At 59.5% G+C, this 24017-nt stretch carries 28 protein-coding genes and 1 pseudogene; 20 read left to right on the forward strand and 9 right to left on the reverse strand.

Annotation, left to right across the window (positions count from 1 at the left end; translation table 11 throughout):
• From ACEWPJ_RS14485 to ACEWPJ_RS14505, 5 genes are all read right to left on the reverse strand, one after another.
• Entirely contained in the window at nucleotides 1-624 is a 624-nt protein-coding gene (locus ACEWPJ_RS14485) for a trimeric intracellular cation channel family protein (protein WP_416513821.1), read from the reverse strand.
• Nucleotides 621-1094, reverse strand: coding sequence for a ribonuclease HI (rnhA, locus tag ACEWPJ_RS14490; RefSeq protein ID WP_416513822.1), 474 nt, complete (start codon nucleotides 1092-1094; stop codon nucleotides 621-623). Before rnhA ends, ACEWPJ_RS14485 begins: the two co-directional genes overlap by 4 nt.
• Nucleotides 1087-1677 (reverse strand): class I SAM-dependent methyltransferase, encoded by a 591-nt coding sequence (locus tag ACEWPJ_RS14495; protein ID WP_416513823.1) that lies wholly within the window; start codon nucleotides 1675-1677, stop codon nucleotides 1087-1089. Before ACEWPJ_RS14495 ends, rnhA begins: the two co-directional genes overlap by 8 nt.
• Nucleotides 1674-2624 (reverse strand): 4-hydroxy-3-methylbut-2-enyl diphosphate reductase, encoded by a 951-nt coding sequence (ispH, locus tag ACEWPJ_RS14500; protein ID WP_416513824.1) that lies wholly within the window; start codon nucleotides 2622-2624, stop codon nucleotides 1674-1676. Before ispH ends, ACEWPJ_RS14495 begins: the two co-directional genes overlap by 4 nt.
• Before the next feature lie 99 nt (nucleotides 2625-2723).
• Complete coding sequence (locus ACEWPJ_RS14505; RefSeq protein ID WP_416513825.1) at nucleotides 2724-3287, reverse strand: NYN domain-containing protein; 564 nt, start codon at nucleotides 3285-3287, stop codon at nucleotides 2724-2726.
• Between the two features lie 127 nt (nucleotides 3288-3414).
• Between ACEWPJ_RS14505 and folK the strand changes: the two genes are divergently transcribed.
• The 12 genes and pseudogenes from folK to recO all read left to right on the forward strand — a co-directional run bounded on the left by folK (nucleotide 3415) and on the right by recO (nucleotide 12564).
• Nucleotides 3415-3978, forward strand: coding sequence for a 2-amino-4-hydroxy-6-hydroxymethyldihydropteridine diphosphokinase (gene folK / locus ACEWPJ_RS14510; RefSeq protein ID WP_416513826.1), 564 nt, complete (start codon nucleotides 3415-3417; stop codon nucleotides 3976-3978).
• Nucleotides 3979-4055: 77 nt separating this feature from the next.
• Nucleotides 4056-4409 carry a DNA-directed RNA polymerase subunit omega gene (rpoZ, locus tag ACEWPJ_RS14515; RefSeq protein WP_416513827.1) on the forward strand — a complete coding sequence of 118 codons (354 nt, stop codon included), beginning with the start codon at nucleotides 4056-4058 and terminating at the stop codon, nucleotides 4407-4409.
• A gap of 35 nt (nucleotides 4410-4444) precedes the next feature.
• On the forward strand, nucleotides 4445-6565 hold the full coding sequence (locus tag ACEWPJ_RS14520; protein WP_416513828.1) for a RelA/SpoT family protein: 2121 nt from the start codon (nucleotides 4445-4447) through the stop codon (nucleotides 6563-6565).
• Between the two features lie 69 nt (nucleotides 6566-6634).
• The gene (locus ACEWPJ_RS14525; protein ID WP_416513829.1) at nucleotides 6635-7252 is read left to right on the forward strand and encodes a DUF2062 domain-containing protein; all 618 of its coding nucleotides are present in this window, start codon (nucleotides 6635-6637) and stop codon (nucleotides 7250-7252) included.
• A 36-nt stretch (nucleotides 7253-7288) separates the two neighbouring features.
• On the forward strand, nucleotides 7289-8044 hold the full coding sequence (locus ACEWPJ_RS14530; protein WP_416513830.1) for a pyridoxine 5'-phosphate synthase: 756 nt from the start codon (nucleotides 7289-7291) through the stop codon (nucleotides 8042-8044).
• Nucleotides 8041-8661, forward strand: a complete 621-nt coding sequence (locus tag ACEWPJ_RS14535) for a LysE family translocator (RefSeq protein ID WP_416513831.1) — start codon at nucleotides 8041-8043, stop codon at nucleotides 8659-8661. The genes ACEWPJ_RS14530 and ACEWPJ_RS14535 overlap by 4 nt, the downstream gene beginning before the upstream one ends.
• The gene (gene acpS, locus ACEWPJ_RS14540; protein ID WP_416513832.1) at nucleotides 8658-9059 is read left to right on the forward strand and encodes a holo-ACP synthase; all 402 of its coding nucleotides are present in this window, start codon (nucleotides 8658-8660) and stop codon (nucleotides 9057-9059) included. Before ACEWPJ_RS14535 ends, acpS begins: the two co-directional genes overlap by 4 nt.
• Nucleotides 9060-9118: 59 nt before the next feature.
• On the forward strand, nucleotides 9119-9895 hold the full coding sequence (lepB, locus tag ACEWPJ_RS14545) for a signal peptidase I (protein WP_416513833.1): 777 nt from the start codon (nucleotides 9119-9121) through the stop codon (nucleotides 9893-9895).
• Nucleotides 9892-10579, forward strand: a pseudogene (gene rnc, locus ACEWPJ_RS14550) (ribonuclease III); the annotation flags it as partial. The gene lepB and the pseudogene rnc, both read left to right, overlap by 4 nt.
• On the forward strand, nucleotides 10575-11486 hold the full coding sequence (gene era / locus ACEWPJ_RS14555) for a GTPase Era (RefSeq protein ID WP_416513834.1): 912 nt from the start codon (nucleotides 10575-10577) through the stop codon (nucleotides 11484-11486). The pseudogene rnc and the gene era, both read left to right, overlap by 5 nt.
• Nucleotides 11483-11815: a DUF1491 family protein gene (locus ACEWPJ_RS14560; protein ID WP_416513835.1), complete on the forward strand. Its 333-nt coding sequence runs from the start codon at nucleotides 11483-11485 to the stop codon at nucleotides 11813-11815. Before era ends, ACEWPJ_RS14560 begins: the two co-directional genes overlap by 4 nt.
• 23 nt (nucleotides 11816-11838) lie before the next feature.
• On the forward strand, nucleotides 11839-12564 hold the full coding sequence (gene recO / locus ACEWPJ_RS14565) for a DNA repair protein RecO (protein WP_416513836.1): 726 nt from the start codon (nucleotides 11839-11841) through the stop codon (nucleotides 12562-12564).
• Here the strand turns inward: recO and ACEWPJ_RS14570 are convergent.
• Both ACEWPJ_RS14570 and ACEWPJ_RS14575 read right to left on the reverse strand, forming a co-directional pair.
• The gene (locus ACEWPJ_RS14570; protein WP_416513837.1) at nucleotides 12555-12947 is read right to left on the reverse strand and encodes an META domain-containing protein; all 393 of its coding nucleotides are present in this window, start codon (nucleotides 12945-12947) and stop codon (nucleotides 12555-12557) included. The two genes, recO and ACEWPJ_RS14570, sit on opposite strands and share 10 nt — an antisense overlap.
• A gap of 74 nt (nucleotides 12948-13021) precedes the next feature.
• A complete protein-coding gene (locus tag ACEWPJ_RS14575; RefSeq protein WP_416513838.1) occupies nucleotides 13022-14713 on the reverse strand; it encodes an acyl-CoA dehydrogenase family protein in 1692 nt (563 codons plus the stop codon).
• Between the two features lie 201 nt (nucleotides 14714-14914).
• Here ACEWPJ_RS14575 and ACEWPJ_RS14580 point away from each other — a divergent pair, with 201 nt between their 5' ends.
• Nucleotides 14915-15679 carry a sulfite exporter TauE/SafE family protein gene (locus tag ACEWPJ_RS14580; RefSeq protein WP_416513839.1) on the forward strand — a complete coding sequence of 255 codons (765 nt, stop codon included), beginning with the start codon at nucleotides 14915-14917 and terminating at the stop codon, nucleotides 15677-15679.
• A 53-nt stretch (nucleotides 15680-15732) separates the two neighbouring features.
• On the opposite strand, the gene ACEWPJ_RS14585 is transcribed toward ACEWPJ_RS14580, so the two are convergent.
• Nucleotides 15733-17328, reverse strand: coding sequence for a phosphoenolpyruvate carboxykinase (locus ACEWPJ_RS14585; protein WP_416513865.1), 1596 nt, complete (start codon nucleotides 17326-17328; stop codon nucleotides 15733-15735).
• Nucleotides 17329-17680: 352 nt separating this feature from the next.
• On the opposite strand from ACEWPJ_RS14585, the gene ACEWPJ_RS14590 reads away from it, so the two are divergent.
• The 7 genes from ACEWPJ_RS14590 (at nucleotide 17681) to ACEWPJ_RS14620 (ending at nucleotide 23090) form a co-directional block, all read left to right on the forward strand.
• On the forward strand, nucleotides 17681-18382 hold the full coding sequence (locus ACEWPJ_RS14590) for a response regulator transcription factor (protein ID WP_416513840.1): 702 nt from the start codon (nucleotides 17681-17683) through the stop codon (nucleotides 18380-18382).
• Between the two features lie 104 nt (nucleotides 18383-18486).
• On the forward strand, nucleotides 18487-20109 hold the full coding sequence (locus tag ACEWPJ_RS14595) for a sensor N-terminal transmembrane domain-containing protein (RefSeq protein ID WP_416513841.1): 1623 nt from the start codon (nucleotides 18487-18489) through the stop codon (nucleotides 20107-20109).
• Nucleotides 20110-20111: 2 nt separating this feature from the next.
• Nucleotides 20112-20588: an HPr kinase/phosphorylase gene (locus ACEWPJ_RS14600; protein WP_416513842.1), complete on the forward strand. Its 477-nt coding sequence runs from the start codon at nucleotides 20112-20114 to the stop codon at nucleotides 20586-20588.
• Nucleotides 20589-21515 (forward strand): RNase adapter RapZ, encoded by a 927-nt coding sequence (gene rapZ, locus ACEWPJ_RS14605; protein WP_416513843.1) that lies wholly within the window; start codon nucleotides 20589-20591, stop codon nucleotides 21513-21515.
• Entirely contained in the window at nucleotides 21512-21904 is a 393-nt protein-coding gene (locus ACEWPJ_RS14610) for a PTS sugar transporter subunit IIA (protein ID WP_416513844.1), read from the forward strand. Before rapZ ends, ACEWPJ_RS14610 begins: the two co-directional genes overlap by 4 nt.
• A gap of 10 nt (nucleotides 21905-21914) precedes the next feature.
• Nucleotides 21915-22184 (forward strand): HPr family phosphocarrier protein, encoded by a 270-nt coding sequence (locus ACEWPJ_RS14615; RefSeq protein ID WP_416513845.1) that lies wholly within the window; start codon nucleotides 21915-21917, stop codon nucleotides 22182-22184.
• A gap of 36 nt (nucleotides 22185-22220) precedes the next feature.
• Nucleotides 22221-23090 carry a lysophospholipid acyltransferase family protein gene (locus ACEWPJ_RS14620; protein ID WP_416513846.1) on the forward strand — a complete coding sequence of 290 codons (870 nt, stop codon included), beginning with the start codon at nucleotides 22221-22223 and terminating at the stop codon, nucleotides 23088-23090.
• On the opposite strand, the gene ACEWPJ_RS14625 is transcribed toward ACEWPJ_RS14620, so the two are convergent.
• A complete protein-coding gene (locus ACEWPJ_RS14625; protein WP_416513847.1) occupies nucleotides 23087-23962 on the reverse strand; it encodes a 3-hydroxybutyryl-CoA dehydrogenase in 876 nt (291 codons plus the stop codon). The genes ACEWPJ_RS14620 and ACEWPJ_RS14625 overlap by 4 nt on opposite strands.
• Nucleotides 23963-24017 lie beyond the last annotated feature (55 nt).

Below are 24017 nucleotides of genomic sequence, written 5' to 3' on the forward strand. Positions count from 1 at the left end.
TCACTGGCGGGGTGGGCGGCCTTTGTAGACGGGCAAGCTCCACCCGAAAATCATGCTTCCGGCGCGTAAGGTGAAGGTCACGGCGACGCAGGCGATCAGAATGTGCCACAGCGACCCTGACCATTTGCTGGCCAGAAACGCGGCGACCGCCCCGGCGAAAGCGGCCGATACGTAAAGTTCACCCTGTTTCAGCACCAGCGGCACTTCGTTGCAGACAACGTCACGCAGCAGGCCACCCATGCAGCCGGTCACGACACCCATCAGCACCGTGATGATCGGACCCTGGCCGGTTTCGATGGCGGCAACGACACCAGCAGCGACGGCGATTGGCAGGGCAACAGCGTCAAGCCAGTGCAGCATCCGCAGCCGATATTCGACCAAATGCGCCGTGAAGAACACCAGAACCGCCGCAGCCGACGCTAGGATGACATAGCCCGGCGCGTCGATCCAGAAGACCGGGTTGCGGTCAAGCAGGACATCCCGCGTCGTGCCGCCGCCAACCGCCGTCAGACAAGCGACGAAAGCAAAGCCGACAAGATCGAGCTGCGCCCGGCTTGCCGCCAAAGCGCCGGACAGCGCAAAGACGAACACCGACGCATAATCGAGTGTGCTGAGCGCTATCATGTCTCTTTCTTCGCGGGCTTTGGTTTGAACGGTGCCATGCCTTCGCGGGCAAGTTCATCAGCGCGTTCGTTTTCTGGGTGTCCGGCGTGGCCCTTCACCCATTCCCACGTCACGTGATGGCGGGCCTGCGCCTCGTCCAGCCGCTGCCAAAGCTCGGCGTTCTTGACGGGTTTCTTGTTCGACGTTTTCCAGCCATTGCGCTTCCAGCCGTGAATCCAGCCGGTGACGCCGTTCTTCACATACTGGCTGTCGGTGACGATGGTGATCGTCGACGGCTTATCCAGCGTTTCAAGCGCGTGGATCGCGGCGAGTAGTTCCATCCGGTTGTTGGTTGTCTCGGCCTCTCCGCCATTCAGGGTGCGTTCCTTGACGACATGGTCGCCATCCTTTGCCTGAAGCAACGTGCCCCACCCGCCGGGGCCCGGATTGCCGGAGCACGCCCCGTCCGTATACGCGAATAGATCAGCCATGAGCGGTGATGGTTATCCAGTCCGATGTTGTGCCGTCAAGCCCGACGCCGCCCCCAAGGCGATGATCTGCAACGGTGAAACCGGCGGCGGTCAGCAGGCCGAACAACTCGGGTTGTGTGTAGTATGTGTAGAATCGGCCCAAGGCATCGCGGGCTTCGCCAGTGCCAAGCTTCATACCCAGGCTAAGGGTGCCGCCGGGTTTCAACGCGGTCTTGAGCGCGCTGAGGTAGCGGGGCATGTCAGCTCTCGGCGCGTGAAGCAAACTAAAGCTGGCCCAGATGCCGTCATAGGTATCGACCGCTTCGATGTCGTCAAACGTCGCCTGCCGCGCCGGGACGTTCAGCACATCGCGGGCATGTTTAACCATTTCGGCAGAGGCATCGATGGCATCGACACTCATTCCCCGCGCTTGTATCGCTGCCGCAGCGTGGCCCGGTCCGCACCCAAGGTCAAGCACATGCGCCGTTGCCGGAAGGCTGTCGATAAATCGCGCAAGGTGCCCGCCAGCGGCGTCATCTTCGGTCATTTTGGTGTAGTCGTCGATTTTGGCGTCATAAACCGCGAGCGTTTTTGGATCGCTCATGCGGGTTCCCTCAGCGCGCGGGGGACTTTGAATTCGACGTTTTCCTGGGCGGTTTCCACCATTTCAACCTTCACATCATAGCGGTCGCGGAAGGCGGCGATGACCTCATCTATCAGAACCTCGGGGGCGGATGCCCCGGCGGTCAGCCCAACGCTTTTGATGCCGTCAAGCGCGCGCCAGTCAATGTCATGTGCCCGCTGCACGAGTTGGGAATAAGGGCAGCCAGCGGCTGCACCCACCTCGACCAACCGTTGCGAATTAGAGGAGTTGGGCGCGCCGATCACCAGCAGCGCGTCGCAGTCCGGCGCCATCTGTTTGACCGCGTGTTGACGGTTGGTCGTGGCGTAGCAGATGTCTTCCTTATGCGGCCCGATGATGGACGGAAACCGGGCCTTCAGCGCGGCGACAATACCGGCGGTATCGTCAATCGAAAGGGTGGTCTGCGTGATATAGGCAAGCCGTTCTGGATCGCGGACATCAAGCGTCGCGACATCCTCGGCGGTTTCGACCAGCAGCACCTCGCCATCCGGCAACTGACCCATTGTGCCGACGGTTTCCGGGTGCCCCTCATGCCCGATCATCACCATTTGAAGGCCGTTCTGGGAATGACGCTCAGCCTCTATGTGCACTTTGCTGACAAGGGGGCAGGTCGCGTCGACGTAGATCATATCGCGCTTGGCGGCGGCGGCGGGCACGGCCTTGGGCACGCCATGGGCGGAAAAGATCACAGGGCGGTCGTCGGGACAGTCGGCCAGGCGTTCGACAAACACCGCACCCTTGTCCCGCAGTCCATCGACCACAAATTTGTTGTGCACGATTTCGTGGCGCACATAGACCGGCGGCCCCCATTTTTCGAGAGCCATCTCAACGATCTTGATCGCACGCACGACGCCCGCGCAAAATCCGCGCGGCGCGGCAAGGTAGAGGGTGAGTTCGGGTTTGGTCATGGGCGTCCTGTCCGTCTGTATCACAGAGGTAGGGCGAACCGTGACAGAGGTCCACCCCGCGCCGGTCAAAAAGCCCGCGCGGTGGGTGCTGTCACGGGATCAATCGTCGCTGTTTGACTCGTCCGGGCGCGGTTCACGCGGCGGGCGGCCGATCACGTCTTTCAGTTCATCAAGTTCGATGAAGTTATCGGCTTGGCGACGCAGTTCGTCGGAAATCATCGGTGGCTGCGAGCGAATGGTCGAAACAACCGAAACGCGAACGCCTTTGCGTTGCAGCGAATCGACCAGTGGCCGGAAATCCCCGTCGCCGGAGAACAGCACGATATGGTCGACATAGGGCGCAAGCTCCATCGCGTCGACGCAAAGCTCAATATCCATGTTGCCTTTGACCTTCCGGCGGCCAGCGGCGTCGGTGTATTCTTTCGCCGGTTTCGTCACCATCGAGAAGCCGTTGTAATGCAGCCAATCTACCAGAGGGCGAATGGGGGAATAGTCGTCATTTTCCAGCAATGCGGTATAGTAAAAGGCCCGCAGCATCTTGCCGCGACGCATAAATTCCTGCCGGAGAAGCTTATAATCAATGTCAAAACCAAGCGCTTTTGCTGCCGCATAAAGATTCGAGCCATCGATGAACAGCGCAAGCCGTTCGTCACGGTAGAACATCAGTTTCCCTTTCAGGTGTCGCGTTTCGTCGAGTGAGTGGTGTGGTTGATAAACTTGAAATCTTCAGGACTCAGAATAGAACTAGAATGCCACAGATCAAACACAACCGTCGAGCGTTCATAATCCTGTGACACATGCATTGATAGCATTGGGCGCGAATTACGCAGCGGAATATTGCCAACTTTTATCGCGCATCAAGGCTGCAGTGACGCAGATTGAATGTGAGGATGTGACTGTCTTGGCAACCAGCAGATTCTATTTTACCCCTTGTTTTCCTACCGGTTCGGGGCCGGACTATGTGAACGCTGCCGTGTTCGTGTCAACATGTCTATCGGGACAGGGGCTCCTACGTCACCTTCATGGGATCGAGGCCGCATTTGGGCGCGAAAGAAAGGCCCGTTGGGGTGCGCGAACGCTTGATCTGGACCTGCTCAGCCATGGCGAATCAGTGCTGCCAGATCGCGAGACTTACGATCGCTGGCGAAATTTGCCGTTTGAACAGCAACGCGAGCTTGCCCCGGAAGAGCTGATATTGCCCCATCCACGGCTGCATGAACGGGCCTTTGTGCTTATCCCATTGGCCGACATCGCGCCGGACTGGATGCATCCGGTTTTGGGGCACACTGTCACGCAAATGCTGGATGCTCTGCCGGAGTCTGAAAAGAAAGCCGTTCGGCCCGCCGAAACCTAGGAAAACGGGGTTGTCAATAGTCCATGATCCGCATAAACAAGCGGTTTCTGACTCGCCGACATGGAATTGGAGCGTAAATGGCCCGCGTAACGGTTGAAGACTGCGTAGACAAAGTACCGAACCGGTTCGAACTGGTGATGCTCGCCGCGCATCGCGCCCGCGAAATCTCAGCAGGATCGCCCGTGACCGTGGACCGCGACAACGACAAGAACCCTGTCGTGAGCCTGCGTGAAATCGCGGACGAGACGCAGGCGGCGGATGATCTGCGCGAGCGGATGATCGAAAGCAACCAGACCCAGATTGAGGTTGATGAACCTGAAGAGGACGCCATGGCGCTTCTGATGGGGGCCGAGGCCGACAAGCCGGCGGATGACGATATGTCCGAGGAACGTCTGCTGCGGCAATTGATGGAAGCGCAGGGGCAGCAGTAAGGGCAGCCCTTTCTACGCGACAAGGTGCGGACCGGATGATCAAAGTCGACGACCTGATCCAACTGGTCCGTAACTACAACCCCAAGACCAACCAACAACTGATCCGCGATGCCTACGATTACGGCAAAGCGATGCACGAAGGCCAGTTGCGCCATTCGGGTGAGCCGTATTTCAGCCACCCGATTGCGGTTGCCGCGATCCTGGCCGAACAGAAGCTCGACGATGCAACCATCGTCACCGCGCTGCTGCACGACACCATCGAAGATACCCGATCAACCTACACCGAAGTCGCGGAGCAGTTTGGCCGCGAGATCGCTGAGCTTGTCGATGGCGTCACCAAGCTGACCAACCTTCAGCTTTCGTCGTCGGAAACCAAACAGGCCGAAAACTTCCGCAAGCTGTTCATGGCAATGTCAAAGGACATGCGCGTGATCCTCGTGAAGCTGGCCGACCGTTTGCACAATATGCGCACGATCAAATCGATGCGCGTGGACAAGCAGGCGCAAAAGGCGCGCGAAACGATGGATATTTACGCGCCGCTTGCCGGGCGCATGGGTATGCAGTGGATGCGGGAAGAGTTGGAAGACCTCGCGTTCCTCGTGCTGAACCCCGAAGGGCGCACGTCGATCATGCGCCGCTTTATCACGTTGCAGAAAGAAAGCGGCGACGTGATCCATAAGATCACCAACGACATTCGCTTCGAGCTCGGCAAACAGGATATCGAGGCCGAAGTTTTTGGCCGCGCGAAGAAACCGTATTCGATCTGGCGCAAGATGGAAGAGAAAGGACAGGGGTTTTCCCGGCTTTCCGACATCTACGGCTTTCGCGTCATTACGGGAAGCGAGGTCGACTGCTACCGCGTTCTGGGCGCCATTCATCAACGCTGGCGGGCGGTGCCGGGGCGGTTCAAGGATTACATCAGCCAGCCGAAATCAAACGGATACCGATCAATCCACACGACCGTTTCGGGCCGTGACGGCAAGCGGGTCGAGGTGCAGATCAGAACCGTTCAGATGCACGAGGTCGCGGAAACCGGCGTTGCCGCGCATTGGTCCTATCGCGACGGTGTACAGGTGGAAAACCCATTTGCGGTCGATCCGGCAAAGTGGATTTCCGGCCTGACCGAACGGTTCGAGGCGGCCGAGGACCATGGCGAATTCCTTGAGCATGTGAAGCTTGAGATGTATTCGGACCAAGTGTTCTGCTTCACCCCCAAGGGGGATGTGGTGAAGCTGCCCCGCGGAGCGACACCGCTCGATTTCGCCTATGCGATTCACACGCGGATCGGTGATAGCTGTGTCGGGGCGAAGGTCGACGGCATCCGTGTGCCGCTTTGGACCCGCGTGAAGAACGGACAATCGGTTGAGATTATCACCGCCGAAGGCCAACGCCCGCAGGCGACGTGGCTGGACATCGTGGCGACTGGCAAGGCGAAGGCCGCTGTTCGGCGGTCCCTGCGTGAAGAGGATCGCGACCGGTTCGTCAGGCTGGGTCGCGAACTGTCGCGGGTGGCGTTTGAACATATTGGCCGCAAGGCAACTGACAAGGCGCTGACGACGGCGGCGCGGCAACTTGGCCTTGCGGATGCCGAGGAACTGCTGGCCCGCATGGGTAGCGCCGAGATCACGGCGCGCGACGTGCTTGAAACGCTCTACCCCGAACTCGCCACGATTGAGGGGGAGGAGATCGACCAAAGCCGCGCGGTCGTCGGCTTGTCGGGCGATCAGACCTTCCGCCGTGCGCCCTGTTGCCAGCCGGTTCCGGGCGAACGTATCGTCGGGATCACCTATCGCGGGCAGGGCGTTGTCGTCCACGCGATCGACTGCCCGGTGCTGTCGGATCTTGAGGATCAGTCTGACCGTTGGGTCGATCTGCACTGGCATTCCGGGCGCCATCCGGCGGTGCATACGGTGACGACAGATATCACGATCCGCAACGACGCGGGCGTGCTTGGGCGCATTTGCACATTGATTGGAGAGCAGAAGGCCAATATCTCTGATCTGCATTTCGCAGAACGTAAACCTGACTTTTACAGACTTTTGATTGACGTAGACTTGAGAGACGCTGAACACCTGCATACCGTTATGAATGCCTTGGAGGCCGAAAGTGACGTCGCCTCGCTGGAGCGTGTCCGCGACGTGGATCGGAAGCCCTGAACAGCCAAGGCAGCATAGGACAGCCGATTGGTATTTAAACGACGCGACAGACGGCCGATCTGGAAGATCGTGGCTGACTTCATCTACCCGAAGGGCGGATGGACGCGGGCGTATTACTATGTGCAACACAGGCTGCATCGGCTACCGGACCCACCGCACCGGATTGCGCGCGGGATATTCGCGGGGGTATTCACCAGCTTTACCCCGCTGTTTGGCCTGCATTTCCTGATCGCTGCGATAATGGCCAAGCTGATGCGTGGCAACATCATCGCAGCGCTTCTGGCGACATTCTTCGGGAATCCGCTGACATTCCCCGTGATCGGTACGGTCAGCCTGAACCTTGGCCAATGGATGCTGGGCACGACCTACGATCACTCCGAAAACGCGACGCTGCTGACGAAATTCGCGGCGGCAAGTCGGGAATTCAAAGACAACTTCTTTGCGCTGTTCAACGAAGAAGACGCGAACTGGTCTCACGTTGCGGAGTTCTATTCAGAGGTTTTCCTGCCTTATCTGGTCGGGGGTATCGTGCCCGGCATCGCCTCTGCAATGGTGTGCTATTACATGTCGGTCCCGTTCATTTCCTTCTACCAAAAACGCCGCGCCGCGCGCCGGATCAAGCGGCTGGAGGAGTTGCGCCGGAAAAAGGCGGCGAAGAAGGCTGACGAACGCGGCGAACGGCGCTAAGTATTGCTGGAACGCTGAATTTTCAGGAGCTATCCGATGACGTCCTCTGCTGTTGGTCCGCTTAGACTGGGTGTGAATATCGACCACGTCGCGACCGTGCGCAATGCGCGGGGCGGTGACTATCCTGACCCCCTGCGTGCCGCTCGTATTGCAGAGGAGGCGGGTGCCGATGGCATCACCGCCCATCTGCGCGAAGATCGCCGCCACATCTCGGACGCGGATATCGACGGACTGATGGATGTGCTATCGGTGCCGCTGAACTTTGAAATGGCCGCGACCGATGAAATGCAGGCGATTGCCCTGCGGCACAAGCCGCACGCGGTCTGCATCGTCCCCGAAAAACGCGAAGAGCGGACGACCGAAGGCGGGCTTGAGGTGGCGCGCGAGGAAAACAAGCTTGCCCATTTCATCGCGCCGCTGCGCGACGCGGGGTGCCGCGTGTCAATTTTTATCGCCGCGGAGCCGGCGCAGATCGAAGCCGCGCATCGCATCGGGGCCGAGGTCATTGAACTCCACACCGGTGCCTATTGCGACGCCCACGCCGAAGGGCGGTTCGACGAACGCGACGAAGAACTTGGCCGCTTGCGGGATATGTCGGCCTTCGCGCATTCGCTGGGGCTGGAGGTGCACGCGGGGCACGGGCTGACCTATGATACGGTGAAGCCCGTGGCCGCCTTCCCCGAGGTGATGGAGCTGAACATCGGTCACTTCCTGATCGGAGAAGCAGTCTTTCGCGGCCTTACCCCCGCGATTGCCGAAATGCGGCGCCTGATGGACGAGGCCCGCGCGTGAACGGCTATGAAATACTGCTGATCCTGATCGGCTGGGCCATTGCGGGCGGCAGCCCCGGCCCCGCAACGCTCGCCATTTCTGGCACATCGATGAGCGCGGGGCGCGGCGCGGGGCTGATGATCGCGGCGGGGATCGTATTCGGCTCCGCCTCTTGGGGCATCGCGGCCGGTATGGGGATGAGCGCGATCATGCTCGCCAATGCCTGGGTGTTTGAGGTTATTCGATATATCGGCGCGGCGTATCTTCTGTATCTCGCGATCAAGTCGCTGATGAAGGCCGCGCGCCCGGCGACGATGATGCCCGTCGTGCCGATCCAAGCCTCTCGCACCCTGTTCGCAAAGGGCGCGTTGCTGCACATCACGAACCCCAAGGCGATCCTGTCGTGGGGGGCGATTTACGCCATTGCGCTGCCTGCGAATGCTGCGACTGTTCAGGTCTGGCAACTGTTCGGCATGTTGATCTGCGTGTCGATGACGGTGTTCTTCGGCTACGCCTTCCTGTTCTCATCCCCCCGTGTCGCGCGGGCCTACGCCAATATGCGGCGGTGGTTTGAACTGACCTTCGCGATCCTGTTCGGCGCGGCGAGCGTCAAGATTTTGACGGCGCGTATCGAATGATCCTCGGCATCGGGACGGATCTTGCGAATATCGACCGGATTCAAGGCACGCTTGATCGGTTCGGGGATCGGTTTCGCAACCGTGTGTTCACAGAGGTTGAGCAGCGCAAGGCCGAACGCCGCGCCGATACCGCTGGCACCTACGCCAAGCGTTGGGCCGCGAAAGAGGCGTGTTCAAAAGCGCTTGGCACCGGATTGCGGATGGGTATCGCGTGGAAAGACATGGCCGTGTCAAACCTGCGCACCGGCCAGCCTGTGATGCACGTCACCGGATGGGCGGCGGAACGATTGGTCGAGATGACGCCAGACGGGCACGAGGCGATCATTCATGTCACGCTGACCGACGATCACCCTTGGGCGCAGGCTTTTGTGGTGATCGAAGCCCGCCCCTCAGCTTGACTCCATCCCCCCCGCACATCATGTAGCGCGCAATGAGAACTCGAAAGGCAGAAAACCGCATGAGCGATGAGGCAAAAAAAGGCGACGGCATCGTCGAGACGATCAAGACGGTGTTTTGGGCGCTGGTCATCGCCGGGATCTTTCGCACGATCTTTTTTCAGCCGTTCTGGATCCCTTCGGGGTCGATGAAAGACACGCTGCTGATCGGGGATTTCCTGTTCGTGAACAAGATGGCCTACGGCTACTCCCAGTATTCTTGCCCGTTCTCAATCTGCCCTATTGAGGGCCGCATCATGGGTAGTGAACCTGAGCGCGGCGATGTCGTCGTGTTCCGCCACCCTGTGAACGGTCAGGACTATATCAAGCGTCTGATCGGGTTGCCCGGTGACCGTGTGCAGATCAAGGACGGCGTCGTTTTCCTGAACGGAGAGCGCGTCCCGCAGGAGCCGAACGGAACCTTCGTCGAGACCCACGAACGTCAAGGGCCGGAGGGCGGATTTCCGATCTGTCAGAATCGCCAAGGCGATAAATGCGCCAAGGAGCGTTTGACGGAAACCCTGCCGAACGGCGTGCAGCATTCGATCCTGAATGTCGGGAATGGCCCGGCTGACAACACATCTGTGTTCACGGTGCCTGAGGGGCAGTATTTCTTTATGGGCGACAACCGCGACAATTCCGTCGACAGCCGCGTTTCCCCGACGCGGGGCGGTGTTGGCCTCGTGCCCTACGACCATCTGATCGGGCGTGCGGATCGGGTCATGTTCTCTTCCGCCGGGCGCAGCCTGTTCTATTTCTGGACGTGGCGCAGCGACAGGTATTTCAAGGCGATCGAGTGAAGCTTTCCGCCGAACTGAAGGCCTTTCAGGGCCGGATCGGGCATGAGTTTTCCCGCCCGGAGCTATTGGTGCGCGCATTGACCCATTCGTCGATGTCTTCCCCGACGCGCGACGACAATCAGCGGCTGGAATTCCTCGGGGATCGCGTGCTGGGCCTCGTCATGGCAGAGTCGCTGTTGTCCGCCGACCGCGCCGCAACCGAGGGGCAGCTTGCCCCCCGCTTCAACGCGCTGGTGCGGAAAGAGGCGTGCGCCGACGTTGCCCGACAGGTCGACCTTGGCGAAGTCCTGAAGCTCGGCCGATCAGAGATGATGTCAGGCGGACGACGCAAGCAGGCGCTTCTTGGGGATGCGATGGAGGCGGTGATTGCTGCCGTCTATCTCGATGCCGGGTTTGAGGCCGCGCGCGATCTGATACAACGCTTGTGGGGCGACCGCGTGGTCGATGTGAAAGCCGACGCGCGCGACGCGAAAACCGCCCTTCAGGAATGGGCGCAGGCGCGTGGCCAGCAGCCTCCGGTCTATACCGAAGCGGGCCGCGCTGGCCCCGATCACGCGCCGCAATTCACCATCGAAGTGCGCCTGACCGACGGCGGCAACGAAACCGCAACCGCCGGATCTAAACGGCAGGCAGAGCAGATGGCCGCAAAGGCGCTGTTGGCGCGATTGGAAGGCAAGACATGACGGATACACGCGCGGGCTTTGTCGCCCTGATCGGAGAGCCGAACGCAGGCAAATCCACCCTGCTGAACCGCATGGTCGGTGCGAAGGTGTCGATTGTGACGCATAAGGTTCAAACGACCCGCGCCCGCATTCGTGGCGTCGCGATGGAAGGCCAATCGCAGATCGTTTTCGTCGACACACCCGGCCTTTTTCGCCCACGCCGCAGGCTCGACCGCGCAATGGTCGCCGCCGCCTGGGGCGGGGCCGCCGACGCCGATGTGGTCGTTCTGCTGGTTGAGGCGCATCGGGGCATCACCGAAGGCGTCGAAAACATCCTCGCCGCCCTTCGGGAACGGGCCGACGGGCAGACCGTCGCGCTCGCCATCAACAAGATCGACCGTGTGAAGTCCGAAGCGTTGCTCTCGCTCACCAAAGACTTGAACGACTCCTTCCCGTTTGCCGAGACATTTATGATCTCAGCCGAGAAAGGCCACGGCGTTGCCGACCTACGCACATGGCTGGCGGATCGTTTGCCCGAGGGGCCGTGGCTGTACCCCGAGGATCAGATCGCTGACCTGCCGATGCGAATGATCGCTGCCGAAATCACGCGCGAAAAGCTGACGCTGCGGCTGCATCAGGAGCTTCCCTATCAGTTGACCGTAGAGACCGAGAATTGGGAGGACCGCAAAGACGGCTCCGCCAAGATCGATCAGTTGATCTACGTGGTTCGGGATGGGCACAAGGGCATCGTTCTTGGCAACAAGGGCGAAACGATCAAAGCCGTCGGCAAAGCCGCGCGTGAGGAGTTGGAAGAGTTCCTGGGCCGCAAGGTGCATCTGTTTCTTCAGGTCAAGGTCCGCGCCAACTGGCTGGAAGAGGCGGAACGCTACTCCGAAATGGGGCTAGAGTTCAAAGACGGCAACACATGACACGCCTCACGGCGGAGTTCTGGGTCGCGGCCTATTTGCGTCGGTTGACGCTTCACAACATACCCGCGTTTGTGACGGCCAAAGGCGACCTGACGGCGGGCGCGATCCTTGTGAAACTCAATACACTCGATGGCGCTGCGAAGGCATTTCAGCGATCCTTCGACCTGATGACCGGCGACCGCGCTTGGGTCGTTCTGGCCGAGGGGCCAGAGGGCGACGTCGATCAGGCGGTGAATAAGCAGCGCAGCTTTGACCCCGACATCTGGGTGATCGAAGTCGAAGACCGTGCCGGGCGGCATCTGTTGGAAGAAGACGGCCTTGCAGGGTAGGGCGAAACCCGTAGGATCAGCGCATGGAGTGGCGTGATCAAGGGGTTGTTCTGGCGGTCCGTCGCCACGGAGAAACCTCTGCAATCCTCGAAGTATTCACCGAAAATCACGGGCGGCACGCCGGTGTCGTGCGGGGTGGAACATCCCGCAAAATCGCGCCGGTTTTGCAGCCCGGCAATCAGGTTGACGTGACTTGGCGCGCGCGGCTCGAAGATCACCTTGGCAGTTTCGCGGTCGAACCGATCCGCAGCCGCGCGGCGGGTGTAATGGACGACCGGCTGGCGCTTGCCGGTCTGAACGCCATCAGCGCCCTGCTAAGTTTCGCCCTGCCAGAGCGGGAAGCGCACCCACAAATCTACGTGCGATCCGTTACCCTGTTCGACCTTCTCGGCGCGACCGACGCGTGGCCGCTCGCCTATCTGCGCTGGGAACTCGCGCTACTTGAAGAGGTGGGCTTTGGCCTCGACCTTACCCGCTGTGCGGTGACGGGCAGCCGCGATGACCTTGCCTATGTCTCCCCCCGAACGGGCCGGGCCGTCAGCAAGCAGGGCGCTGGCGAATGGTCTGACAAGCTGCTGCCGCTTCCGATGTGCCTGCTCGGACAGGGGCCGGTCAGCGATGCGGAAATTCTCGATGGTCTCGTCACGACCGGGCACTTCCTGAAGACCCAGCTTGCCCCTGCGCTTGGAAACATTCCGCTGCCTGCCGCGCGGCAGCGTTTGATCGACCGGCTTTCGCGTCAGGGCTGACGGCGAAACACCATCTCTCCACCGGCTTCATTTGACAGGATCAAGGTGCCGCCCGCGACCTCCGCAAGGGTCATCTGGCCGAGCGCATTAAGAAACGCGATTTCCTCGGACATCGCCGAACACGCCCGCTTGGTCGCGCCGATGCGTTCGATTGATATCCACGGATAGGGCGCGGTCTGCTCTCCAAAATAGCGGTTGCAGGGCGCTTCCCCGGCGATCTTGCCCTCTTCTGGAAACGCGAGCGTTGCCCGTTCGGAAAACGTGGTCCCGTTGAGCTCGGCCAAGACCCAAACGGCCTCAGGGTCGGCGTAGCCGGAAATTGTCTCATCCCCATAGCAGGCGGCAAGAAACGCGAAAGGAACGGAGAGCATTAAACGTCTCATCCCGCTCCCTTAGCACGATGTTTCATCTTGCTTCAAATACTCCCGCCGGAGGCATAAAAGTTATTGCGCCGCGCCTAATCCAGCAATCGCCGTGCGATGACTTGTGCCTGAATTTCTGCCGCGCCCTCAAAAATGTTGAGGATACGGGCATCGCACAAAACCCGGCTTATCTGGTATTCAAGCGCAAACCCGTTGCCGCCGTGGATTTGCAACGCGTTGTCGGCGCTCGCCCACGCAACGCGCGCACCAAGCAGTTTGGCCATCCCCGCCTCAAGATCGCACCGCTTGTCGTGATCCTTTTGCCAGGCCGAATGGTAGGTCAACTGTCGCGCGACCATGATCTCCACCGCCATCATGGCGAGCTTTCCGGCCACCCGAGGGAAGTTGATCAGCGATTTACCGAACTGCTTGCGGTCAATGGCGTATTGCATCCCAAGCTCAAGCGCGTTCTGCGCGACGCCGATGGCCCGTGCCGCCGTCTGAATTCGCGCGGATTCAAAGGTCTGCATCAACTGTTTGAAACCTTGCCCCTCGACCCCACCCAGCAGGTTGTCGGCCTTCACCTTGAAGCCATCAAAGCCAAGTTCGTATTCCTTCATGCCGCGATAGCCGAGCACTTCGATCTCGCCACCGCTCATCCCCTTGGTGGGGAACGGGTCGTCATCGGTGCCTGGCGTCTTCTCGGCCAAGAACATCGACAGGCCGCGATAATCGGTCGTGTCTGGGTCCGTCCGGGCCAGCAAGGTCATGACATGGGTGCGGGCGGCGTGGGTGATCCACGTCTTGTTGCCGGTGACGGTGTAGTCATCCCCATCCTTCACCGCGCGCGTGCGCAAGCTGCCGAGGTCCGAACCCGTATTCGGCTCCGTAAATACCGCCGTCGGTAGAATTTCCGCGCTGGCGATTTTGGGTAGCCATTGCACCTTCTGCTCCTCCGTGCCGCCGCACAGGATAAGCTCCGCCGCGATTTCCGACCGAGTGCCGAGCGATCCGACACCGATATAGCCGCGTGACAACTCCTCCGACACGACAACCATTGACGCCTTGGACAGCCCGAAACCGCCGTGATCCTCGGGGATCGTAAGGCCAAAGACGCCCATCTCGGCCAGTTCTTCGATGATCTCCATCGGGATGAGTTCGTCGTTCAGGTGCCAGTCATGGGCATTCGGCACGACGCGATCATCGGCAAAGCGGCGGAACTGCGCGCGGATCATCTCCAGCTCTTCATCAAGGCCGGAAGCGCCGAAGGTGGCGTGGCCGTGATTGTCCTGCATAAGCGCCGCCAGCCGCATCCGGGCCGCGTTGCTGTTCCCGGATTGGCTTAGCGTCATGATTTCAGGCGTCATCAGCAGGCGCTGATCGTCTTGCGATAGGCCGATATCCTGAAGGCGGGCAATCTCTCCCTGGCTCATCGGGATGCCGCCGTAGATTTGCCAAAGGTATTCACCGAACGCGATTTGGTGGATCAACTGCTCCATCTCGCCAAAGCGGTCGTCGGTTTCCAGCCGTTCCGCCCAATGCTGCATCTGCGTAAGCGATTCTACATATGTGGCGAGCCATGAAAGTGCATGTGCAGCATGTTGGTTCTGCTCCAGCAATGCGCCAGAGATCCGATCCCCATCCGTCACCAGTGCGCGGAGCGAAGATTTCGCCTTTTCGAGCAAATTTATCAGCGGTTCAACGGTCGCGCCGGTCAGCACCAGAAGATCGGGAAGTATCGGATTCTGTGTCATTGCTATACCTGCGTCTTGTCCGTCGTGGGGCATGAACTCACCTTTGAATTTCGTCTTGTCGTGGATAATGACTTTGCAGATGCAGCGCAACTTAAATACGCAGGAGTGCATTTTTTTGTATTTTAATAACAAAGTTTCGATTGACCTATTGGGCAAAGCTTCGATTTTCCGCCGTGATGGCTTGTCAATCCGCGCGGCGCGGCGCAGAGGAAGAACATACAGGAAAGGAAGCCTATGGAACTGATCGGAAACCTCGGCGCGGGCGGCGTTCTGCTGATGTTTCTGATCGGGTTGTTTGCCGGGTTGGTCAAAGGCGCCGTCGGCTTTGCGATGCCAACCATCCTGATTTCGGGCCTTAGCTCTTTCCTACCTGTCGATATCGCGCTGGGCGTTCTTATACTGCCGACCCTCGCGACCAACATGGCGCAGGCGTTGCGGCAGGGGTTGGACGCCGCTTGGGACACCATCCGGCGGTTCAGGCTGTTTCTGATCGTCGGGTTTGTCTGCCTCGTGACCAGCGCACAGCTTGTTCCGGTTCTGGCACCGCGTACGCTCTTCCTCGCGATTGGTATTCCGGTGACGATATTCGCGGTAGTGCAGCTTTTCCGTTGGCGGCCACAAATACGGCCCGAAATGCGCCGCCGGGCAGAGGTTGCGATGGCCGCCATCGCGGGCAGTATTGGCGGCGTGTCGGGCGTTTGGGGGCCGCCGACCGTGCTGTATCTGACCGCGATTGACGCGCCGAAGCGTGACAGCGTCCGGGCGCAGGGGGTAATTTACGGCCTGGGCGCACTGGCGCTGATGTCGGCACATTTGATGACGGGTGTCGTGTCGAGCGCAACCCTGCCCGTGTCTTCCTTGATGTTGATACCAGCCGGGATCGGCATGTGGTTCGGATTTCAGGTGCAGGATCGGTTGGATCAGGAACGGTTCCGGAAGCTCACGTTGTTCGTCCTGATGATCGCAGGGCTGAACCTGATCCGACGCGGCTTGGTCTGAAACGAAAACGGCCGCCCGAGGGCGACCGTCTGGGGTGTGATCTTACGCGCCGGTCAACCGATGGCGACGGCCTTCACATCGTCGTCGATATAGGCTTCGTATTGCGAGAAGTTGCTGGCGAACATATCCACCAGTTTCTTTGCCTGCCGATCATAAGCTTCGGGGTTGTCCCAAGTGCGGCGCGGTTCAAGCAGGATGTCGGGCACGCCGGGCACCGAAACCGGAACGTCGAAGCCGAAATTCGCATCCTTGCGGAAATCCGCATCGGCCAGTGTGCCGTCGAGCGCGGCGGTCAGCAGCGCACGGGTCGCTTTGATCGGCATCCGGCTGCCCGTGCCGTATGCGCCGCCAGTCCAGCCGGTGTTGACCAACCAGCAGGTCGCGCCGTGCTTCGCGATCTTTTCGCGCAACAGGTTGCCGTAAGCCTCAGGTCGGCGGGGCATGAAGGGCGCGCCGAAGCAAGTTGAGAACGTCGGTTCAGGCTCCGTCACGCCGCGTTCGGTGCCTGCGACTTTTGACGTGAAGCCGGACAGGAAGTGATACATCGCCTGCGCCGGGGTCAGCCGCGCGATGGGCGGCAGCACGCCAAACGCGTCGCAGGTCAGCATGATGATGTTTTTCGGATGACCACCCAGCGAGGTGCTTGACGCGTTCGAGATGTAATGCAGCGGGTAGGCGCAGCGCATGTTCGCGGTCAGGCTGTCATCCGCGAAGTCGAGTTCCTTGGTCTCCGGGTCGAACACCATGTTCTCGATCACGGTTCCGAACTTGGTCGTGGTCGCGAAAATCTCTGGCTCCGCCTCTTCCGACAGGTTGATCGTTTTGGCGTAGCAGCCACCTTCGAAGTTGAAAGTGCCGCGATCAGACCAGCCGTGTTCGTCGTCGCCGATCAGAACACGCTCAGGATCAGCGGACAGCGTTGTTTTACCGGTTCCGCTAAGGCCAAAGAAGATCGCCGTATCGACCGGATTGCCCGGCGCGTGGTTGGCTGAGCAGTGCATCGGCATGATGCCCTTGGCTGGCAGCATGTAGTTCAAAAGGGTAAAGACCGATTTCTTATTCTCACCCGCGTATTCCGTGCCGCCGATCAGGATCAGCTTCTTGTCGAAGTTCAGCGCGACGACGGTTTCGGATCGGCAGCCATGTTTTTTTGGGTCGGCTTTGAAGCTGGGGCAGTTGATGACGGTGAATTCGGGCACGAATTCATCAAGTTCATCCCGGTCGGGGCGCCGCAGCAAATGGCGAATGAAAAGACCGTGCCACGCAAGCTCTGTGACCATGCGCACGTCAAGGCGATGCGCGGAATCGGCACCGCCGAACAGATCCTGCACGAAATAATCGCGCCCCTTCATATGGGCGAGGATGTCAGCGTGAAGCTTGTCGAACGCAGCAGGCTCCATCGGCGCGTTGTTTTCCCACCAGATGGAGTCTTCGACGCTATCGGTGCGGACGACGAATTTATCGTTGGGTGAACGGCCAGTATGCTTGCCGGTCGAGACGAGGAACGCCCCGCCTTGGCCAAGCGTGCCTTCGCTGCGCGTCAGCGCCGCTTCGATCAGCGCCGGTTCCATGAGGTTGTAGTAGACGTTTCCAAGACCTGTGATGCCTTGATCATCCAGTCGGTGTGCGGGGTTTACCCGTCCGGTCATCTGCAATGCTCCCGTCGCCGCATATCTGTCGGCGTGTCTTAGGGGTTCAATCCCGGCGCCGATATTCGCGTCGCGCCGATCAGACCGGGGCTGGCCTGACAGCTTCGTCATAACATGCGGTTTCTTTGGATGAACAGGACGCTTTCGCACAGTTAGCGCAACCAGATCGAGGTTAGCGCAACCATTGAGCGAAAGAAGTGAGACATATTAGCAATTGCTTGCCGTTTTTTGACCAGAAAAGGCGGTATGAGAGACGGTGATTCGCACTTAATAGTTGATTCGCCGGGTTGGAAACCGGAGAATATGACGAAAAAACAGGCAGAAAAGAACAATAATTATAAGGAACCCACCCATGTCGAGAATCGCACTGGTGGATGACGACAGGAATATTCTGACGTCCGTCTCAATTACCCTCGAAGCAGAAGGCTTCGACGTTGAAACCTACAATGACGGGCAATCCGCGTTGGATGCCTTCAACAAGCGTATGCCGGACATGGCCGTTCTGGACATCAAGATGCCGCGGATGGACGGCATGGACCTGCTCCAGCGGTTGCGTCAGAAAACGTCGATGCCCGTGATCTTCCTCACCTCCAAAGACGATGAGATTGATGAAGTTCTGGGCCTTCGCATGGGCGCGGATGACTACGTCAAAAAACCGTTCTCTCAGCGTCTTTTGGTAGAGCGGATTCGCGCGCTTTTGCGTCGGCAGGAAGCGATTGAAAATGACGAGGTCGCGACCGAAGAGGACCAGAAGGTTATCGTTCGGGGTGAACTGTCGATGGACCCGCTGCGCCATTCGGTGATGTGGAAGGGCATGGATGTGTCGCTGACCGTGACGGAATTCCTGCTGTTGCAGGCGCTGGCGCAACGGCCCGGTTTCGTGAAAAGCCGCGATCAGTTGATGGACGTCGCCTATGACGATCAGGTCTATGTCGACGACCGCACAATCGACAGCCACATCAAGCGTCTGCGGAAGAAGATGCGGAACACTGATCCTGAGTTTTCTGCGATTGAGACGCTCTACGGCATCGGATACAGATACAACGAAGAGTGACGCTGACCCTGGGGAAGAAATTGCGCAGCCCAAAGCGACCAAATCAAACTGATGTTGTTCTGGGCGAAGACTGGGTTGGAGCAGACAGTGACGTTGACACCGAAATGCGCTCGCGGCGTGAGCGGCGCGGGTATGTGTCGCTCAACCGATCGCCGCTGGCACGGAAAATCATCACCTTCAACCTGATGGCGCTGATCTTTCTGGTTGCGGGTGTTCTGTTCCTTAATCCATTTCGCGACAGCCTCGTCTTCCAGCGCGAAGCCGGCCTTGTGGCCGAGGCGGAGCTGATTGCCGATGTTTTTGAAGCGCAGCTGCCAGAGCGAGGAGAGATCAACCTTGCCGCGCAGATTGGCGTGAACCCGGCTGAAACCCTTGCAGGGCTTGATCTTCCGGTTGGGATGGAGGTGTTCGTTTTCGACACGTCCGAACGGCTGGTGGCAACCACCGTGGGTCAACCGAGGGAGCCTGCGGCGGCCCTTGAAGGGATACAAAAGAACGAACGCAGCACGCTTATCACCGACTTTCTGAACAAGATCTGGGAAGGCATATCAGGGCTGCTTTCACCAGAGGCGGAGAACGGCGAGGAAAGCGATTTTGAAGCGCGGGCACGGGCGCTGATTACGGACGCCGCAAGCGAAGGTGCGCAAAGCAATACCGGGCGGACTGAGGATGGTGGAACAAGCTTCTCCGTCGCCACCCCGATTGAACGTGGCGACACGGTTGTTGGCGTTCTGGCGATCACCAGCGCCGCGGGCGAGATCGATCAACTTGTCCGGCAAGAGCGGGAACAGGTGCTTCAGATGTTCGTCATCGCGATTTTGGTGTCGATCGGGCTGAGCCTTGTTCTGGCCTCGACGATTGCGAACCCGCTTTCCGACCTTGCTGCGGCGGCCGAACTAGGCCGCGACAAAGACGCCCGAAAGATGAGCCCGAGCCGCATTCGCATTCCCGACCTGACGGCCCGACCGGATGAAATCGGGCGTCTGTCCGGCGCGCTTCGGGGTATGGTCGCAGCGCTTTATGATCGCATCGACGCCAACGAACAATTCGCCGCCGACGTCGCGCATGAAATCAAGAACCCGCTGGCAAGTCTGCGCTCCGCCGTTGGCACCCTGCGAGTCGCGCGCAAAGCGGAACAGCGTGACAAGCTGCTTGATGTGATTGATCACGACGTGCGCCGCCTGGACCGTCTGGTCAGCGATATTTCCAATGCCTCCCGCCTTGATAGTGAGTTGGTGAAAGAGGACGAGGAATCGTTCAACCTTCTCAAGATGCTCAGCAACCTGACCGCCTATCTTGGCGAAGAGGCCGGGCGCCGTGGGGTCGTCTTCATTTCTGACCTGCCGTCAGAGCCGATTGTGATTCAGGGGCTGGAGCCGCGCTTGGCGCAGGTGTTCGTCAACCTCATTACCAACGCGATTTCTTTCTGCGAAGATGGCGACGCGATCCGGGTCTGGGCGCGCCGTCGGGACAATCGCGTTCTGGTTGTGGTTGAGGATACCGGCCCCGGTATTCCCGATCAGGCGCTACACAAGATATTCAACCGTTTCTATTCCGAACGGCCCGAGGGACAGTTCGGCAATAACTCTGGTCTCGGCCTGGCGATTTCCAAACAGATTATCGAAGCGCATGGCGGCGTGATCTGGGCCGAGAATATTCGCCCGACAGATGCCGACATCACCTCTGAACCGCTCGGCGCACGGTTTGTCGTCGGCCTTCCGATTTAGCGATGTCGTCCGCGACCCCTGACCGGATTTTCGGCCCGGTGTCGGTGGATGGGGCCGCCCCATCGACCGCGATGCTACACGGAACAACGGTGGCGCTTGGCACTACGGCCGCTTTGATCGTGGGTGAATCCGGGACCGGCAAGTCCTCCCTCGCCTTGCAACTGCTCGCCTTCGGTGCGGCGCTTGTGTCCGACGATCAAACAGTCGTCACACGGCGCGACGATACGTTGTGCGCGTCCGCCCCGCCCGCCATCGCCGGAAGGATTGAGGCACGGGGCATCGGATTGCTTGCCGCTGAACCCGTCAGCGGCGTTCCAATCCGTCTGGTGATCGGTATGGATACTGTCGAAAAGGACCGCTTGCCGCCGCTATATCACTGTCGCATCCTCGGCGTTCGGCTTCCGCTGGTGCACCGCGTTGATGCGACGCATTTTCCGGCGGCAATCCTGCAATACCTGCGCGGTGGACGGAGTGCATGAATGAGCGATAGCCCGACACTTCCGGCATCTGTCGAAGGGCAGCGACTGGTCCTTGTCACTGGCCCATCCGGGGCGGGGCGATCGACGGCCATCAACGCGCTGGAAGACATCGGGTATGAGGCGATTGATAACCTGCCGATCACGCTTCTGCCGCGTTTGCTGGACGGGCCGCCGATAGATCACCCGATGGCGCTGGGCGTCGACGTGCGCAACCGCGATTTCAGCACGACCGCGCTGATCGACACGATTGATAATCTCGGCGACCGGCACGGCATCATGGCAGAGGTCTTTTTCCTCGACTGTAGCGAGGAGGTGTTGATCCGGCGCTATTCGGAGACCCGGCGCCGCCATCCGCTATCGCCTGCCGAAAGCCCGATGGTTGGCATCCGCCGGGAAATCGACCTGCTCGTCCCGATCCGCGCCCGTGCCGATATTCTCGTCGATACGTCCGACCTCACTCCGCATGAATTGCGGGCCGAGGTTGAATCGCTTTTCGCACCGGAAAGCGGGCAACGGCTCGCCATTTCGGTCCATTCCTTTTCCTACAAGCGCGGCGTTCCGCGCGGTGTTGATATGATTTTTGACTGCCGGTTTTTGCGGAACCCATATTGGGAACCAAAGCTGCGAAATCGCAACGGTCAGGATAATGACGTAAGGGAATACGTCGCAAGCGACCCGCGCTTCGTTCCATTCTTTGACAAAGTTGAAGAATTGGCGCTAATGCTGCTGCCAGCCTATATAGAGGAAGGTAAGGCGCATCTGTCGATTGGCTTTGGGTGTACGGGGGGGCAGCACCGGTCAGTCAGCGTGGCAGAACGTCTTGCAGAGGCTCTGGCAAAGTCTGGGTGGCAGGTGTCGATCCGGCATCGGGAATTGGAACGCCGGGCGCAGGTCGCGCCCGAGGGGAAACGGGGTAACGAAGCGTGATCGGTATAGTGATCGTCGCGCATGGTGGTTTGGCAAGAGAGTATCTGGCCGCTGTCGAACACGTAGTCGGCAAACAACCCGGTATACGCGCAATAGCAATAGAATATGACCACGACCGCACCGCGAAAGAGCGGGAGATTTGCACGGCAGCGGATGCGGTTGACGAAGGCGACGGCGTCGTCGTCGTGACGGATATGTTTGGCGGCTCCCCCTCCAACCTGTCGATGCGGGCCTGTGCGCCGGATGATCGCAAGGTGCTTTACGGTGCCAACCTTCCGATGCTGGTGAAGCTTGCAAAAAGTCGCCGGAAGCCGATCGGCCTTGCAATCGAGGCTGCGCTGGCCGCAGGTCGCCGGTATATCGATAGCTGCGACGGGTCTTTTGGGTGAGGGTGCGGCGATGACCAGCAAGACGCTTTCGATCGTCAACGAAAAGGGGCTGCACGCCCGTGCCTCGGCCAAGATGGTGGAAGTCGTGGAAGCCCATGACGCCAGCGCCGAGGTGTCGCGCGACGGGCTGACAGCCGCCGGAGATTCCATCATGGGGCTTTTGATGTTGGCAGCGTCGAAGGGAACCTCTATTGAGGTGGAAACCAGCGGTCCCGACGCTGAAAAGCTTGCCGATGCCCTTGAGACACTGGTTGCCGAGCGCTTCGGCGAAGACTTTTAGCGGCGCGGTGGGCGCCCAACTCAGGCCGGAATATCTGTGGTAGATAGCATTCAGGAAACGGACACCTTGCAGGGTCGCGAAGTGCAGCCCTATGACGGTCGCCGTCTGTCCTATGCCAACACGTTTACGAACCCTTGGAAGGCGACGGCAATCCGCATTGTCGAATGGCTGACCGGGAAGGCGTTACTGCTTTACAAAATTCGCAAGTTTGAACGCAGCGGCGTGCCGTTCGGGCAGGCGTTCTTTACCAAGGGTCTGCAAGCGATGGGGATCGATCTGACGACCCCGAAAGAGCAGTTGAAGAACATCCCGAAAGACGGCCCGCTGGTTGTGGTTGCCAACCATCCGCACGGCCTGGTCGATGGGCTTGTGCTGGCGGAACTGATCGGGGCGGTGCGAACGGATTACAAGATCCTCACCCGCTCGCTTCTGACAGGCGTTGCGGAGATTGAGGATTTCATGCTGCCGGTCGCCTTTCCGCATGAAGAAGACTCCGTGCGCAAGAACCTTGAGATGCGGAAAATCGCGATGACCCATCTGAAGGCGGGCGGCGTGATTATCCTGTTCCCAGCGGGGCAAGTTGCGGCGTCAGAAACCTATTTCGGCCCGGCGATTGAATCCGACTGGAACCCGTTTACCGCCAAGATGATCCAGCGATCCGGCGCGACGGTTCTGCCGATTTATTTCCCCGGTCAGAATTCCCGCCTCTATCAGATCGCGAACAAGGTATCCGCCACCCTTCGCCAAGGGTTGCTGCTGCACGAGATCAAGTTCGCCCTGAACAAGCCGCAGGGGCCGGTCATCGGTCAGCCGATCTCGTATGACGACTGCGAAAAATGGGCCGACAACCCGCGCGGCTTTATGGAGTGGTTGCGGGATAAGACGCTCGCGCTGCGAAACTCCTAGCGCGTCGGCGTCGGCGTTTCGCCTGAATAATCGTAAAATCCGCGTTGCGTTTTCCGGCCAAGCCAGCCCGCTTCGACGTATTTCGTAAGCAACGGGCAGGGGCGGTATTTGGTATCCGCCAGCCCCTCGTGAAGCACGTTCATAATCGCAAGGCAGGTGTCGAGGCCGATAAAATCCGCAAGCTCCAGCGGCCCCATCGGATGGTTCGCGCCAAGCTTCATGGATTCATCAATCGACTTCACCGATCCAACGCCTTCGTAAAGCGTATAAACCGCTTCGTTGATCATCGGCATCAGGATGCGGTTGACGATGAAGGCCGGAAAATCCTCCGCACTCGCGGCGGTCTTGCCAAGTTTTTCGACGACCGCCAGCAGGGCTTTATAGGTCGGTTCATCCGTTGCGATGCCACGGATCAGTTCGACCAATTGCATGATCGGAACGGGGTTCATGAAGTGGAACCCCATGAATTTTTCCGGCCGATCGGTGCGCGACGCCAGCCGCGTGATCGAGATTGATGACGTGTTCGATGTCAGGATCGTGTTTGGCTTCAGGTGCGGCAGCAGGTCTTCGAAAATCGCCTGCTTAACGGATTCACGTTCCGTCGCGGCTTCTATCACCAGATCGGTGCCCGCAACATCCTTCAGGTCCAGCGTCGTTTTGATCCGGGCAAGGGTGGCCGCCTTGTCGTCTTCCGTGATTGCACCTCGACCAATTTGCCGGTCTAGGTTGTTGCCAATCAGCTCCATCGCCGCATCAAGACTGTCCTGCGAGATGTCGTTTAACACGACATCAAAATCGGCGAGCGCAAAGACATGGGCGATGCCGTTGCCCATCTGACCAGCGCCAACAATCCCGACCGTCTTGATTTCCATCTCTGCCTCTCCCGTTCGTCTTGTCTACACCCTGTTCTATGCGCCGCGTGTGGGT

Source organism: Aliiroseovarius sp. YM-037 (assembly GCF_048060095.1).
In the GTDB taxonomy this organism is placed as follows: domain Bacteria; phylum Pseudomonadota; class Alphaproteobacteria; order Rhodobacterales; family Rhodobacteraceae; genus JBLUOA01.